The organism is Pedobacter sp. KBW01 (assembly GCF_003852395.1).
Classification (GTDB): Bacteria; Bacteroidota; Bacteroidia; order Sphingobacteriales; family Sphingobacteriaceae; genus Pedobacter.
The window spans coordinates 28187-43496 of record NZ_QAJQ01000013.1 but is presented as its reverse complement, the minus strand read 5'-3'; the positions used below and the strand labels follow the sequence as shown (position 1 = coordinate 43496).

At 37.9% G+C, this 15310-nt stretch carries 14 protein-coding genes; 8 read left to right on the top strand and 6 right to left on the bottom strand.

Annotated elements, in window-relative coordinates:
- Positions 1-55: 55 nt before the first annotated feature.
- Complete coding sequence (locus tag DBR40_RS14560) at positions 56-1021, bottom strand: hypothetical protein (protein WP_124560487.1); 966 nt, start codon at positions 1019-1021, stop codon at positions 56-58.
- Between the two features lie 83 nt (positions 1022-1104).
- A complete protein-coding gene (locus DBR40_RS14555) occupies positions 1105-2058 on the bottom strand; it encodes a hypothetical protein (RefSeq protein WP_124560486.1) in 954 nt (317 codons plus the stop codon).
- A 132-nt stretch (positions 2059-2190) separates the two neighbouring features.
- Here DBR40_RS14555 and DBR40_RS14550 point away from each other — a divergent pair, with 132 nt between their 5' ends.
- From DBR40_RS14550 to DBR40_RS14515, 8 genes are all read left to right on the top strand, one after another.
- Positions 2191-2625, top strand: a complete 435-nt coding sequence (locus DBR40_RS14550; RefSeq protein WP_124560485.1) for a MarR family winged helix-turn-helix transcriptional regulator — start codon at positions 2191-2193, stop codon at positions 2623-2625.
- A 75-nt stretch (positions 2626-2700) separates the two neighbouring features.
- Complete coding sequence (locus tag DBR40_RS14545; protein WP_124560484.1) at positions 2701-5106, top strand: 3-hydroxyacyl-CoA dehydrogenase/enoyl-CoA hydratase family protein; 2406 nt, start codon at positions 2701-2703, stop codon at positions 5104-5106.
- Positions 5107-5259: 153 nt separating this feature from the next.
- Positions 5260-6435: an acetyl-CoA C-acyltransferase gene (locus tag DBR40_RS14540; protein WP_124560483.1), complete on the top strand. Its 1176-nt coding sequence runs from the start codon at positions 5260-5262 to the stop codon at positions 6433-6435.
- 113 nt (positions 6436-6548) lie between these two features.
- The gene (locus tag DBR40_RS14535) at positions 6549-8342 is read left to right on the top strand and encodes an acyl-CoA dehydrogenase family protein (RefSeq protein ID WP_124560482.1); all 1794 of its coding nucleotides are present in this window, start codon (positions 6549-6551) and stop codon (positions 8340-8342) included.
- A 456-nt stretch (positions 8343-8798) separates the two neighbouring features.
- A complete protein-coding gene (locus DBR40_RS14530; RefSeq protein ID WP_124560481.1) occupies positions 8799-9245 on the top strand; it encodes an FKBP-type peptidyl-prolyl cis-trans isomerase in 447 nt (148 codons plus the stop codon).
- Between the two features lie 155 nt (positions 9246-9400).
- On the top strand, positions 9401-9886 hold the full coding sequence (locus tag DBR40_RS14525) for an FKBP-type peptidyl-prolyl cis-trans isomerase (RefSeq protein WP_166207484.1): 486 nt from the start codon (positions 9401-9403) through the stop codon (positions 9884-9886).
- 3 nt (positions 9887-9889) lie between these two features.
- Positions 9890-10759, top strand: a complete 870-nt coding sequence (locus tag DBR40_RS14520; RefSeq protein WP_124560480.1) for an FKBP-type peptidyl-prolyl cis-trans isomerase — start codon at positions 9890-9892, stop codon at positions 10757-10759.
- 158 nt (positions 10760-10917) lie between these two features.
- Complete coding sequence (locus DBR40_RS14515; protein ID WP_124560479.1) at positions 10918-11922, top strand: hypothetical protein; 1005 nt, start codon at positions 10918-10920, stop codon at positions 11920-11922.
- Here the strand turns inward: DBR40_RS14515 and DBR40_RS14510 are convergent.
- The 4 genes from DBR40_RS14510 to DBR40_RS14490 form a co-directional block, all read right to left on the bottom strand.
- The gene (locus DBR40_RS14510) at positions 11919-13217 is read right to left on the bottom strand and encodes a cryptochrome/photolyase family protein (protein WP_124560478.1); all 1299 of its coding nucleotides are present in this window, start codon (positions 13215-13217) and stop codon (positions 11919-11921) included. The two genes, DBR40_RS14515 and DBR40_RS14510, sit on opposite strands and share 4 nt — an antisense overlap.
- A gap of 65 nt (positions 13218-13282) precedes the next feature.
- Positions 13283-13825, bottom strand: coding sequence for a thermonuclease family protein (locus DBR40_RS14505; protein WP_124560477.1), 543 nt, complete (start codon positions 13823-13825; stop codon positions 13283-13285).
- 354 nt (positions 13826-14179) lie between these two features.
- Complete coding sequence (locus tag DBR40_RS14495; protein ID WP_124560475.1) at positions 14180-14686, bottom strand: hypothetical protein; 507 nt, start codon at positions 14684-14686, stop codon at positions 14180-14182.
- 1 nt (position 14687) lies between these two features.
- Positions 14688-15134 carry a hypothetical protein gene (locus DBR40_RS14490; protein WP_124560474.1) on the bottom strand — a complete coding sequence of 149 codons (447 nt, stop codon included), beginning with the start codon at positions 15132-15134 and terminating at the stop codon, positions 14688-14690.
- Positions 15135-15310 lie beyond the last annotated feature (176 nt).

Genomic DNA, 15310 nt, shown 5'->3' with positions numbered 1-15310 from the left:
ATGAAAATAAAAAAGTCCCGGTGCAAACCGGGACTTTTTTGGCTTCCAAAAATGGTTACTTTATCAATCTCCTGATTTTTGTTAAGTCGCTATTTTTGAAATTAAAAGAAATCGGTGTGTAATTTTGGTACAACATCTCACTACTGTAGCTGTTATATATGCTAATAAATTTATCTGAACTACTTTTGGTAAAAACAAGATAATTAACATTAGATCCCTTTTTTAAGATCAGTTCATTTAATGTTTTAACAGGAACAAATTTAACCGGATAATTATAAGCTTCTGAAAGATCCTGATCTTTGTCTTCATCAACTTTTTCTGACATGGTAAACATGTTAAACTTTATTTTAACATAATCAGGGACATAAAGTGTATCCTTTGCCAAAGAAGTGAGCTTAGTTTTATCTTCCATCTCAAAGAACATTTTTCTCTCTTTTCTAGAAATGATGCCTTCATTCAACTGCTTTAGATAGCCTTTCAACATACCTGGCGACCAATTATAAAGTAATGCATTATTGTATAAAAAGGAAATCATTTCTTCTTCTCTTTTTTTAGCGCCTTTAAAGCTAAATGGATTACCAATTGCTGCAAAAAGGGTTTTGTTATCAGGGTAAACGGTAATATCTCCCAAATTTATATCATCTCCCTGTTTACCATTCTTCTTAAAGTAAGGCATCGTTAAAGAATAAAAGAACCGAATAACTGTTGTATTGCCCGAACTTTGTATATATCCATTAAATGTAAAGAGCGAATAACCGGGCTTTCCAATATATTTGCCCAATTCTTCAGGTTTGATAATTAAAAAAGGCGTTACAGTCCAGGTTGTTTTGATTGCTTCATTAAAATTTTCCAGTTCTGTGTAATCTTTGTATTGGAGGGTGAAAAGTGTAATGGTGTTTTTGAAGGTTTTAAGTTCTTCATCATTAATATCACTTTTTCCTTTAAAAGTTACCTGGGCTGCCAGGCTTAAAGAATAGCATAGGCAGACTGCTATAATAAGCAGTTTCTTAGTTGACTTCATACGAGCGCTTTGCGTTTGGTTTAAGCGCCAATAATAGTCATCTTTTTGAGATTATTTTTAAAGTTGAAAACAAAAAATCGAATTTATTTAATCGATAGAATCCTTTTTTTAATCTCACTTAAATCGTTCATCTCAAAATTTGGTAAATTCGGGTAAAATCGCTGGTAAATAATCTGATTATCCTTACTGTCGTAAACGCTGATAATTTTATCATCAGATCGTTGCGTATAAATCACATATTTAACAGGTGTATTCTGATTTAATATTAAGCTATCAAGATCCTTGTTGGATAAAAATTTCAGCTTGTAATTGTACGGCTCAGCAACAACGCCCGACTGTGGTAAAAGTGCCAGTTTCGACGAAAATTCTGCTCTAATATATTCCGGAATATACAAGGTTTCTTTTGCCAGTTCGGGTAAACGTACTTTATTGTAAAACTGGTAATCTATCCCACGGTTTTCTGCAGCCAGTAATCCATCATTAATTTGTTTTAAATAACCGCTTAAAAAGCCCGGCGACCAATTCTGGAAATGCGATTTGTTGTAGAGGTTCGATAAAAGATAGTTTTTAATGTTCTTTTGTGAGCCATACTGCTTGTCTTGTATTTCAACCAGCATATTGGTCGATCTGTCGGCGAACAGGGTAACCGTTGCCAATACACTTTCTTCCTTTATTCTTGGTTTTTTACCGGGTGTTATCAGTTTTAATGTATATACAATGTTTGCCATCGCTGTACTATCTGTTTTTTCGAGGTAGCCATCAAAATAGAAAAAAGAATAATTGGCCACTGTATCGTAGCGCGATAGTTCTTCGGGCTTAATAATTTTATAAGGCGTAATGGTCCAGATTTTTTTAATGGCCTTATCAAATTTTTCAAGCTCGGCATAATCTGCATATTGCAGGGTAAAAAAGGTCATTGTCTTTTTAAAAACCTCCAGTTTCTGGCTATTGGCAGCCAAATTACCGAAGTAAGATACCTGACTTTTACAAATCAAGCCCCATAAAAGGAAGGAGCAGAACAGGAGGAGGTGCTTCAAGTTTGGCATATTAAGTCGTTTTCATTTGTGTGTTTCGATTATAAGAAAATTTTGACAATTATTTTGATTTTTTCTATTGCATTAACAAAATACATTCGTTAGCTTTGTTATGCAAGCATAATAAATTAAGGAATGAAACAACAACAAACAATAGATTACCATGTTAAGTTTGCCTGGCAAAACATGTTCAATAAATATAACCAAATGGCTTCAAGTTTTGGTATTACACAGGCTATTGGTTATATGCTTATTAACATTAACGACGAAGAGGGTACTGCTGTTTCTAACCTTGCTGCCCTGCTGGGCGTTAAAGCCACCAGCCTTTCGCGCATGTTAAACAATATGGAAGAGGCTAATCTCATTTATCGCGAAACATCCGTTGGCGATAAACGTTCTGTAAAAATTTTCCTGACTGACTTTGGTAAAGAAAAAAAACAACTGGCTAAGGGTGTTGTACGCAAATTTAACGAGTATTTGGATGAGCACTTCACCAAAAAAGAAAAGGAAACATTCATTAATCTATTGATAAAACTAAATGAGATTACGGTAGCTTATACCGTTGATTAATCAGGATATAATCTGGAGCAAAATAAATTCACTTTGTACAGGTTTAATCAGGCCTAAAGAAAAATATATAAAGTAATGAAACGAAGCATTAATAAAGTTGCTGTTTTGGGTTCAGGTATTATGGGGTCGCGTATTGCATGCCACTTCGCCAATATTGGTGTAGAGGTTTTGCTATTGGATATTGCCCCAAAAGAGCTGAATCCCGAGGAACAGGCAAAAGGACTAGCGCTGGATAACCCAGCTGTAAAAAACCGGATTGTAAATGCCGCTTTGCAAACAGCTGTTAAAACAAATCCATCGCCGGTTTATACCAAAAAAGCATTAAATAAAATCAAAACCGGAAATTTCGACGATGATATGTCGAAAATAGCGGGTTACGATTGGGTAATTGAGGTAGTTGTCGAAAATCTGGATATTAAGAAAAGGGTTTTCGAACAGGTAGAGCAGTTCCGCAAACCGGGCACTTTAATTACTTCGAACACTTCGGGTATTCCTATTCACTTAATGGCCGAAGGCAGAAGCGAAGATTTTAAAGCTAATTTCTGCGGAACCCACTTTTTTAATCCACCACGTTACCTCAAATTGCTCGAAGTTATCCCAACGCCGCATACCAAACCCGAAATCGTTGATTTCTTAATGCATTATGGCGATAAATTTTTGGGAAAAACCACTGTTTTGTGTAAAGATACCCCAGCATTTATAGCTAATAGGGTAGGTGTATACTCGATTATGGCGCTGTTGCATCTGGTAGAAAAACTTGATTTAACTGTAGAAGAAGTCGACAAATTTACCGGGCCAGCTTTAGGCAGACCTAAATCGGCTACTTTCCGTACTTCGGATGTAGTGGGTTTAGATACCATGATTAAGGTGGCCAAAGGTCTTTACGATAATTGCCCAGATGATAAAGCGCATGATTTGTTTAAGCTTCCGGCTTATGTGCAAAAAATGGAAGAGCACAAATGGCTGGGCGATAAAACGCAGCAGGGTTTTTATAAAAAAACAAAATCGGCAGATGGTAAAACCGAAATTCTGGCGCTCGATTTAAAAACGCTGGAATACAAACCCCAGGAAAAAGTAAAATCGGCCACTTTAGAAATGACCAAGCCGGTTGAAAACCTGCGCGAGCGGATGAAGATTTTTGCTAAAGGAAAAGATAAAGCCGGCGAATTGTTCCGCCACTCTTCTTTTGGCTTGTTTGAATATGTATCAGACAGGATTCCCGAAATTTCTGATGAACTCTACCGCATTGATGATGCCATGCGTGCAGGTTTCGGTTGGGAGCTTGGGCCATTTGAACTTTGGGATGCCGTAGGTGTTAAAGAAGCGCTGGAAGGCATGGAGCAATATGGAAATAAAGCTGCAACCTGGGTACACGAAATGCTTGCTGCCGGAAATACTTCGTTTTACAAGGTAGAAAATGGCGTTAAAAAATATTACGATATTCCATCTAAAACTTATAAAGCTTTACCGGGTACCGATGAGTTTATCATCTTAGACAACCTTCGAGAAAATAAAACGGTTTGGAAAAACTCAGGTATTTCTATTATCGATCTCGGCGATGGCATTCTGAATGTAGAGTTCCATACTAAAATGAACACCATTGGTGGCGATGTAATTTCGGGAATCAATAAAGCCATTGATATGGCCGAAAAAGATTACCGCGGTTTAGTAATCGGTAATGATGGAGCTAATTTCTCGGCTGGTGCCAACGTGGGAATGATTTTTATGATGGCGGTAGAGCAGGAGTGGGATGAATTGAATATGGCGATCCGCATGTTCCAGAATACTTCAATGCGCATTCGTTATTCTTCTATTCCGGTGGTGGTTGCGCCACATAACCTAACATTGGGTGGTGGCTGCGAATTTAGCTTACACGCCGATCACGTTCAGCTTTCGGCAGAGACCTATATGGGACTGGTAGAATTTGGTGTGGGCGTAATTCCTGGTGGTGGTGGTACCAAAGAGTTTGCGCTGCGTGCATCTGATGAATATAAAGACGATCAGATTGTGCAGAATGCCCTGAAAGATCGTTTCCTAACCATTGGTATGGCTAAAGTTTCTACTTCGGGTTATGAGGCGTATGAGTTGGGCTATTTGCAAAAAGATAAATTCTCAATTTCTATGAACCGCAATCGCTTGTTGGCCGATGCAAAAGCAAAAGCCATTGAACTGGCCGATGCAGGTTACACCAAACCAGTTCAACGCAATGATATCAAAGTTTTAGGTAAACAAGGTTTGGGTATTGTTTATGCCGGTGCAAACAGCATGTACGCTGGTCATTTCATTTCTGAACACGATAAGAAAATATCCGAGAAACTGGGTTATGTAATGTGTGGTGGCGATTTATCTGCTCCTACAGAAGTTACCGAACAATATCTGCTCGATCTGGAAAGAGAAGCCTTTTTATCGCTGGCAGGTGAAAGAAAGTCGTTGGAGCGGATTCAGAGCATCATTACAAAAGGGAAACCGTTGCGTAATTAGGTATGAGAGATTAGATTTGAGATGCGAGAACGTAACAGGTCTCAAATCTAGCATCGCAAATCTTATATCTCAAATGTAAACAATAAACGATTTGAATTTATCATTTGAGCAGGTCTCAAATCTTAAATCTCAGATCTCAAATCTTAAAAAAAAATGGAAGCATATATAATAGCAGGATACCGTACAGCAGTGGGTAAAGCACCCCGCGGTGTATTCCGTTTCACAAGGGCCGACGATTTAGCTGCAGAAGTAATCAGGGCTTTGGTTGCCTCGGTTCCGAATTTAGATAACGAACAGATAGACGATGTGATTGTAGGTAACGCTACGCCAGAGGCTGAGCAAGGTTTAAACATTGGCCGCATGATCTCGTTAATGGGCTTAGATACTGATAAAGTTCCGGGTGTTACCGTTAACAGGTATTGTGCATCAGGTTTAGATACCATTGCCACCGCTGTAGCGAAAATTAAGGCAGGAATGGCCGATTGTATTATAGCAGGCGGTGTAGAGGTAATGAGTGGTATGCCCTTTGGTGGCTGGAAACTGGTGCCAAATGCCGAAGTAGCTAAAAATAACCCCGATTGGTACTGGGGAATGGGTTTAACCGCCGAAGCAGTAGCCAAAGAGTATAAGGTAAGTCGCGAAGATCAGGATGTCTTTTCATTAAAATCGCACGAAAAAGCAGTTCATGCGATAAAAAACGGTCATTTAAAAGATGGTTTGCTACCCATTACGGTAAACGAAAATTACCTGGATGCCAACCTGAAAAAGAAAACCCGTTCTTACGTGGTTGATACCGACGAAGGTCCGCGAGCAGATACTACACTCGATAAACTAGCGAAACTGAAACCGGTTTTTGATGCCGTTGGAAGCGTAACAGCAGGTAATTCTTCTCAAACCTCAGATGGGGCAGCCTTTGTTTTGGTAGTTTCGGAAAAGAAAATGAAAGAGTTAAACGCCGAGCCTATTGCGCGATTGGTAAGTTACGGTGTTGCAGGTGTTCCGCCACGTATTATGGGGATTGGTCCGATTGAAGCCATTCCAAAAGCATTGAAACAAGCTGGTTTGAAAAAAGAAGATATCGATTTGATTGAACTTAATGAGGCTTTTGCTTCACAATCATTAGCGGTAATCAGAACTCTGGATTTAAACCCTGATGTGATTAACGTAAATGGTGGGGCAATAGCATTAGGTCACCCGCTGGGCTGTACAGGTGCAAAATTAACAGTGCAGATTTTGAACGAGCTTAAAAGACAAAACAAAAAATACGGAATGGTTACCATGTGCGTAGGAACCGGGCAAGGCGCTGCGGGGATATTTGAACTTTTATAGACAAGAGAAGTTAGATAATCTCACATCTAATGTCTGATATATAAACTAATTGATTTGGGTTTGAATTTGGGCAGGTCTCAGATCTCAAATCTCATTTCTCAAATCTCATAACAATGGAAACAACTGAAAAAAAGACAATTAAAGGTGGCGAATTCTTAATTAAAGATACCACTTATCAGGAAGTATTTATCCCTGAAGAATTTGATGAAGAGCAGCAGATGATTGCACAAACCTGTCGCGATTTTCTGGAGGCAGAGGTTTATCCGAACTTAGATAAAATTGACAAGCAGGAAGATCCCGAGTTAATGCCTTCGTTGCTTACCAAAGCAGGCGAGCTGGGTATTTTAGGTGTTTCAGTGCCTGAAGAATACGGCGGTTTTGGTAAGAATTTTAATACCTCTATGTTGGTTGCTGATGTAGTTGGCGCAGGACATTCTTTCGCCGTTGCACTTTCTGCACATACCGGTATTGGTACTTTACCTATCCTGTATTACGGTAACGAAGCACAAAAGGCAAAATATATTCCAAAACTGGGTTCGGGCGAGTGGAAAGCAGCCTACTGTTTAACTGAGCCAAATTCAGGCTCGGATGCCAATTCGGGTAAAACCAAAGCCAAACTGAGCGAAGACGGTAAACATTATATCATTACCGGTCAAAAAATGTGGATCACCAACGGTGGTTTTGCAGATATTTTTATCGTTTTTGCAAAGATTGATGATGATAAAAACCTCACCGCATTTATTGTAGAAAAAGAATTTGGTGGCATTACCATGAACCCCGAAGAACATAAAATGGGTATTAAAGGTTCATCAACCCGCCAGGTGTTCTTTAACGATTGTGCTGTGCCAGTTGAGAACATGTTGAGCGACAGAGAGAACGGCTTTAAAATCGCCGTGAACATTTTAAATATTGGTCGTATTAAATTATCGGCTGCGGCAATTGGGGCTTCAAAAGCGACATTAAGTACGGCCATCAATTATTCGAACGAAAGGATTCAGTTTGGCAGACCAATTTCTAAATACGGTGCTATTCGTTATAAAATTGCAGAAATTGCTTCGAAACTTTATGCTGTTGATGCGGCAAACTACCGCGCCGGACAAAATATTGATGATACCTACGATCAGCTGGTTGCCGGTGGAATGGAATCGGGCAAAGCCAGATTAAAATCGGTTGAGCAGTTTGCAGTTGAGTGCGCTATTTTAAAAGTTTGGGGATCGGAAGCGTTGGATTATGCAGTAGATGAAGGCGTACAAATTTATGGTGGTATGGGCTTCTCTGCCGATGCACCGATGGACAGGGCCTATCGCGATGCCCGTATTAACCGCATTTTTGAAGGTACCAACGAAATTAATCGTTTGCTTACGGTTGATATGATGCTTAAACGCGCCATGAAAGGTGAGTTAGACCTGATGACTCCGGCCACGGCAGTTGCTGCTGAGCTGATGAGTATCCCGGATTTTGGAGAAGAAGACACCACCTTGTTTGCTGCAGAGAAAAAAGTATTGTCGAACTTGAAAAAAGCGACTTTAATGGTGGCTGGTGCTGCGGTACAGAAACTGATGATGACTTTAAGTAAAGAGCAGGAAATTTTAATGAATATTGCCGATATGGCCAGTTATGTGTATGTGGCCGAATCTGCCTTGTTGAGGACTGAAAAACTGGTTGCCATGCGTGGCGAAGCAGCAGTTGCAGGTCAGCTTGATTTATTGCGGATTTACCTGGTAGAGGCTGTTGACGGCATTACCAAAGCAGGTAAAGAAGCATTATGGGCTTTTGCTGAAGGGGATGAGCAACGCATGATGCTGGTTGGCTTACGCCGCTTTACCAAAATGGAGCCATTTAATGTTAAAGATGCACGCCAAAGAGTAGCACAACAGTTAATTGAAGCAAACAAATATATCTTCTAAGGTAAAAGGTTAGCAGGTTGAGGGTTTAAAGGTTAAGTGTATAATGCACTTAACCTTTTTTTGTTAGAAAAGCTTAATCCTGGCGCCCTTGCTCCTGGTCTAAAGGCTACCCTTGTTTTACAGAAGCTTACCATTGACGGAGCCAATAGAAGAACCGTCATTGCGAGGAGGAACGACAGCCTGTCCCGCTTAATCGGGAAAGCAATCTTACAACGATCGCTAGTTGAAACTGAAGTAATGCTTTTTCCCACCCATAGTAGTAAGATTGCTTCGTACCTCGCAATGACGACCCTGAAATGGGCTGTCATTTATATTGATTTTTATAAAATAAATTAACGCTCAGTATGACAAAAGTTAAAAGTGTAAAACAGGATTACAGGTTGCGAAAGGCTAGAAAATTGCGCTTCAAAAAAGAATGGGCTGTTACTTTATGATATTAAAACCTTACTTTCGCGCATGATTAAACTTAGATTGCTTACCCTGCTCTTTTTGGCTATAGTTACAGTTTCAGCTTGTAAAAAAGACGAGGATCCTGAAAAGCAGATTACCGAATTTATCCAGAAGAACAATATCAACGCAACTAAAGATGCATCGGGATTATATTACCAGATCATTAAACCAGGCACAGGTTCTTTTACTTATCCGGCCAATACTAAAATTACCATTAAGTACGAAGGCCGTTTGTTAGATGGCAGTGTTTTCGATAATGGCGGCGGTAAAGAACAAACCTTTAATCTGGCCGAATTAATAGAAGGCTGGAAAATTGGCATTCCTAAAATACAAAAAGGAGGCGAAATCAGATTAATCGTTCCGCCAGGTTTAGGTTATGGAAGTAGTGCGGTAGGTCCAATTCCAGGTAACTCGGTGTTAGATTTTACCATTCAGCTTTCTAATACACAATAAGCAGCAATAATAAAGGTTGAGGCAAAAGTTTAAAGCAGGGCTGATATTATTAATTAAGCTGCTTTGGGCTAACTGCTTTGAACTTCATGCCCCTTAAATTGTTAAAATTGGTTAAAAATTGTAGCATCCGCATTAAAAGCTTATTTTTGCGGGTGATGGCTAAGTTTAAATATATTATCCTATTAGTTTGTATTACAGCTTGCTTTGCTGCTTGTAAAAAGAACACGCCGGTAGAGGACTACGATCCGGTACCGCAGTTTAAGGCAGATACAACTGCGATTCGTGCTTTTGTTAAAGCTAACAATATTACCGCGATTAAGGATTCTTACGGTATTTTTTACCAGATTATTGAGCCCGGATCAGGTAGTGTAAGCTATCTGGCTTCAACCAAAATTACTGCCGATTACGAAGGCCGGTTGTTAAACGGAACCATTTTCGACAGCACAAAAGGTACTCCTACTTCATTTTCGTTAGGAAATGTGATTGCAGGCTGGCAAATAGGAATTCAGAGAATACAAAAAGGAGGCAAGATCAGGTTAATTATTCCTTCTTATTATGCTTATGGAACACAATCGCCCTCAAGCTCAGTTCCGGCAAATTCAGTGCTCGATTTTACAATAACACTTACAGACGTACAATAATAAATGAACAAATTTACTCAACTTAGCCTGTTTGCACTTTTATTGGCTACAGTGATTTTCAGCTCTTGTAAAAAAGAGTATGATTCTATTGAAACTATAGACGATGCGGCCATTCAGGCTTACCTGAAAAAGAATAATTTAAGTTTTGAGAAAGATGCCACCGGCTACTATTATAAAGTTACTACTGATGGAACAGGTGATGTAATTAAGAATTCTGATTCGGTATACTATTCTTATACTTTTAAAACATTATCAGGTCAGGTATTAAATCAAACATCTGATTTAATGATTCCTGGTACTTTTTTGGGTTACACCGATCAATTTAAAATTAATAGTAACACGGTTAACTATGTTTTTAAACCAGTAAGAGAAGTATTATCCAAACTGAAAAGAGGTGGTAAAGGTACTTTGATTATGCCTTCAAACATGGCTTTCGGTAAAAACGGATTAAGTTTATTAAATATAGGTTCTAACGAAAACGTTATTGTTGATTTAGGTATATATTCTCAAACCAAAAGACATGAGGTTGATGAGTATGAGATAGAAAAATTTATTGCTAACAATAAATTAACAATGATAAAAGACCCATCGAGGGCACGTTATAGTATAAGCACGGCAGGTACTGGGTCAGACATAATTAATGTTAACTCTTCAATCGTAGCAAACTATACTGTAAGATACCTGGATGGCTCTGTGATCCCGCAAGCCTCAAATCAGATAACAGATATTTTAAGTAACTTATATAAGGGTTGGCAATTAATATTGCCTGGTAAAGTAACTGCTGGAGGAAAACTTCGTTTAATTATTCCATCTGATTTAGGAAATGGAATACCATTAGATTTCGATATTGAAATTGTAAGCGTTACCAACTAGAATAGCTTTTCAAAAATTTGTATAAAAATGCCCAATATCCATTGGGCATTTTTTTTGTGATATATTTTTTTACATTCTACGATTTTTCAATCGACATTTTTTGAAACTTACTTTTTAGTTGTACGTTTAGTTAGTAAGGTAAAACATACAATTTAATTATGAAAAACAAATTTAATTTACGCTGCTTAATACTATCTATATTAGCCGTAATCTCGGTCAGTTCCTGTAAAAAGGATGCAAACGTTAAAAAACCTGAAGAAAAGCTTTTAACAAACGCTGTAAGCATTGAAAATGGATATCTAAAATTCAGAGATCAAAAAGCTTTTGATTCAATTGGAACTATTATTTCGAATTATAGTCCTAAACAACTAGAAGCATGGGAAACTTCATTTAAGGGTTTTACCTCCTATAGGAGTTTGTATAATAATATTCAAAAAGAGTACTCCGAGGTTAACGATTCAAAAGCTTTTGATTTATTTCAAAAGAAGTATTCTGAAGTGGTTACAATAAGGCCAGATAGTTCGATTACATTTAAACTAGGGACACCATATTCTGCTATTTTTATGAACACCTTAGGTGAATTTAAAGTTGGAGATCAATTTAGAAAGTATACAAAAGCCAATAGTTTAATACTTTATACAGGTGCTCACAGAAATGAATCTGAACTAAAAAATACATCTGATATGACTGTAGTTCCTGTAAAACGGATGCTTATGACTACAAATAATACGCTATCTATTGCGCCTCCTCCTGGCCAAAGCTTTAATAATGGAATGTTATCTCAGAGACTTTTATATAATGGAGATAATAAAAGGCGTGTTTATATCGAATTGTGGCATGAATTTACTCCACCAGAGCATCTCGTGGCTTTTGGCTCGTCACGTTTGTACTTTTCGGTGCTCCAGGAGCTTAAAAAAACTTTTGGCGGATGGCGCTCAAATGAAACCGACTATTACTCTAACGGAACTAATTTACAGTTTACAACCTCAGCAAATAATGGTGTTCCATTTTATAGCTTTAATGGTAGTTTTGGCCCTCATCAAGGGGTAAATGGACCAGTAATCTATAATATGCCATCTTTTCCAGGGCCGTGTAACTCGGTTACAGGTACAGCTCGGTTTACAACCGGAGGAGTGCCCGATGCCCCAACTGTTTATTATTAATTTAAAGCCTCTTTAAAAACTTTTAAAACCCTTTCCCTTGCAAAAGTATGCTCAACTATCGGTTGGGCATATTTTTTTGTGCCAAATTCTGGCACCCATTTTTTAATGTATTCAAATTTCGGGTCGAATTTTTTGGTTTGCAGCTCAGGGTTAAACACCCTAAAATACGGAGCTGCGTCGTTACCAGAACCAGCAGCCCACTGCCAGCCACCTACATTACTGGCCATTTCGTAATCTAAAAGTTTTTCGGCAAAATAAGTTTCGCCCCAGCGCCAGTCAATAAGCAGGTGTTTGGTTAAAAAGCTTGCTACAATCATACGCACGCGGTTATGCATCCAACCGGTTTGATTCAATTGTCGCATACCTGCATCCACAATCGGGTAACCGGTATTGCCCTCGCACCAGGCTTTAAATTCATCCTCATTGTTTCGCCATTTAATTTTGTCGTATTGCTTTTTAAACGAATCGGCAGCCGAATAAGGGAAATGCCAAAGAATGGTCATGTAAAACTCACGCCAGGCCAGTTCAGAAAGCCAGATATTCGATTTTGCTTCAATGGCATCACGTACAGCCTTGCGGATACTTAATGTGCCAAAACGTAAATGTAAACCGATATGGGTGGTGCCATCTATGCCCGGGAAGTCGCGTTGCTGGGCGTAACTATCCAGTTTACTTTGATAACTAATTATAGGGAAACTGAGCTTGCTTTTGGCAAAACCCATTTCTTTCAATGAAGGTAAAGGAAGGTTTTTGCAAGGCAATAGATTTTTATAATATTTTTGAGTGGGGTAGGCTTTGGTATAAAATGGATTTAATTTGGCATGCCACTGCTTGTAAAAAGGGGTGAAAACGGTATAAGGTGTTTTATCTGCCTTTAAAATTTCGTTCTTTTCAAAAATAACCTGGTCTTTATACGTTTTAAAAGCAATTTTCTCGCTGGTTAAAAACTCGGCCATGTTATCGTCTCGTTCGCGGGCATATGGCTCGTAATCGTGGTTCGTGTAAACTGCTGCTACTTCGTATTCAGCTAAAATATCCGTCCAGATTTTTTCGGGTGTACCATACTTAACCAGAAGGTCTGAGCCATGTTTTTGCAGTTCCTTTTTTAAGTCTTCTATAGTTTGATAAATGAAGGTTAGCCTTGCATCATCTTCCGGCAGTTTATCCAGAATATTTTTATCGAAAATGAAGAGTGGTAAAACCGGATGCCCGCTTTTTAGCGCGTGGTAAAATCCGGCATTATCTGTTAAGCGTAAATCGCGGCGGAACCAAAAAATAGAAATGGCTTTATTCATATAAAAGGAATGTTGTTCAAAGGTAATAACAGCAAAGCACTAAGCTGGTTTATTTCTTACTCCTTTTATTTCGAAATACTTTCAGTAACCTGGCTGTTGTGTTTCGATTTTCGCCATTCCCAGGGTGGCGTGGGGTTGGTTTCTTTCCATAATCCCACTTTGTTTTTTCTGGCGGTTATTTCCAGTTGGGCATAAACAGGGTTGGTAGAATATTTTTTAAAGTGCCAGGCCATGCCTTGCTTAATCATTTCCTGGTTTACTACCTGTTTTTTATTGTTTATTACTACGGCAATTAACCTGCGATAGCGGTCGTACTTTTCGGCATAAACCGTTACATTTTGCCCAAAACATAAATCAGATAAAGCTTTCTTTGCATTGTTGCCAAAAGGTTGTTTACCTCTTTTCTCCGGACAATCTATATGCGCCAAACGTACTTTTGTTGGTGTGTTTTGGTAAAGAATTTCCATGGTATCGCCATCCATAATTCGGATTACCCTGGCAATGAAAATACTTTTCTTTAAATCGGGAGCCTGAGCATAAACGCCCTGGTTACTGACAAAAACCGATTGAAAACATAAAATAAAACCCAGTAAAATTAATCTTCCCATCCACACAATGTTTTTCCGTCGTTTTTTGCTTTTTCCAATGTTGTTTTTAAAATTTTATGCTGGCAGGTGCTTAATCCCTTACAATCTGATTTGAGGTGATATTTTTTTGCGCTATTGCTGTTGCAAATATACACTGTTGTGGAATCGGTGCAAGTGGTGTTGATTAAAAAGAAGAGGATGATGAGGGACGTTTTCATTTGATTAAATTTTAGATGATTTAAGAATATTTTGGTAAGCAAGCAGTTAGAGTAGTATTTTTCGTGTAATCATTGTTTGATATTATATTGCGATTATGATATAAGAAGTGGTCTTTTCATAAATTTGATGTGTTATTTAGTGATTACTTTATCATTATTAATGATAAAAGGGTAGTTCTATACTTGGAATAAGTGTTCTCAATAGCTCACTCAACAATGGTGATAAGCTAAATATTAAGCCAATTAGCATAACGGCTTTAATGATAAAATAATTAAAGTTATCATCTTCCATTTCCTGATGCTCATCTACTTTTAGTTTAATCACTTTTATTAGAAACTTAGTCACAAAGACCCACACAAAAAACCAGATAAAGCCCACACCAATAATTAACGATACTGATTTAACTAATTGAAGACTAAAGTTAGCTGGGTTAATTTTAGTCAGATTATCTATAACTTCAATTACAGTATTTATTACTACAGAAATTATGTTTGTGCCAGTTAAAAAAAGTGCAGCATACCATATTCCAAATGAGACCTTGATTCTTCCATCATTATTGAGCTTTGATTTAAACCTTTTTGTAAAAAAGTGAATGATAAATAGTAGCAGTAGAATGGATAGGATAACCGATACTGAAATTGTGATTAGTTTTAATGAGTTCATATTATTTTGATTTTAGAGAAATGCGCCAGTAATCTGTATTTGAAATTTCATCAGAAAGAACACCAGGTTTAATGTTTTTTACTGTTGTCTCCCAGAAAACATACCTTTGGTTATTATATTCGAAAGCAGTCCCATCATAGGGCAGGTTTATACCTAGAATCGAATGGCTGTAATATGAACTGCTCAATAAAGCGACATTATAATCATAATGTGAGAGTACCATATAAAGAAACAATGTTCTTGTGTCACAATCACCATTCAAATTGGCAACAAATTCTACAGGAGTGTTGATACCATATTTTTCGAAACCATCACACCTGGCATTAGGACTAGAAAGATATTTTGTAGTAAATTCATCCTGATAATATCGTGCGTCACAATCATTGGGAAGAATTATTGTATAAGGAATGGTCTGTACAAATGAAACTATTATCTCAGCAAATTCCATTGGATTTGATTTATTCGCTTTTCTAATGGAGTCGAACATAGAATATAATCCAGATAATTTGTACTTATCATTCTCTTTCAGTGAAAAAATTATTTTGTCATAATTATTTTCACTATCTCCCGCAATATCTAGATTTTGCTTGTACGAATGTGCTTGGTGGGGATTTCGCTAAAAGT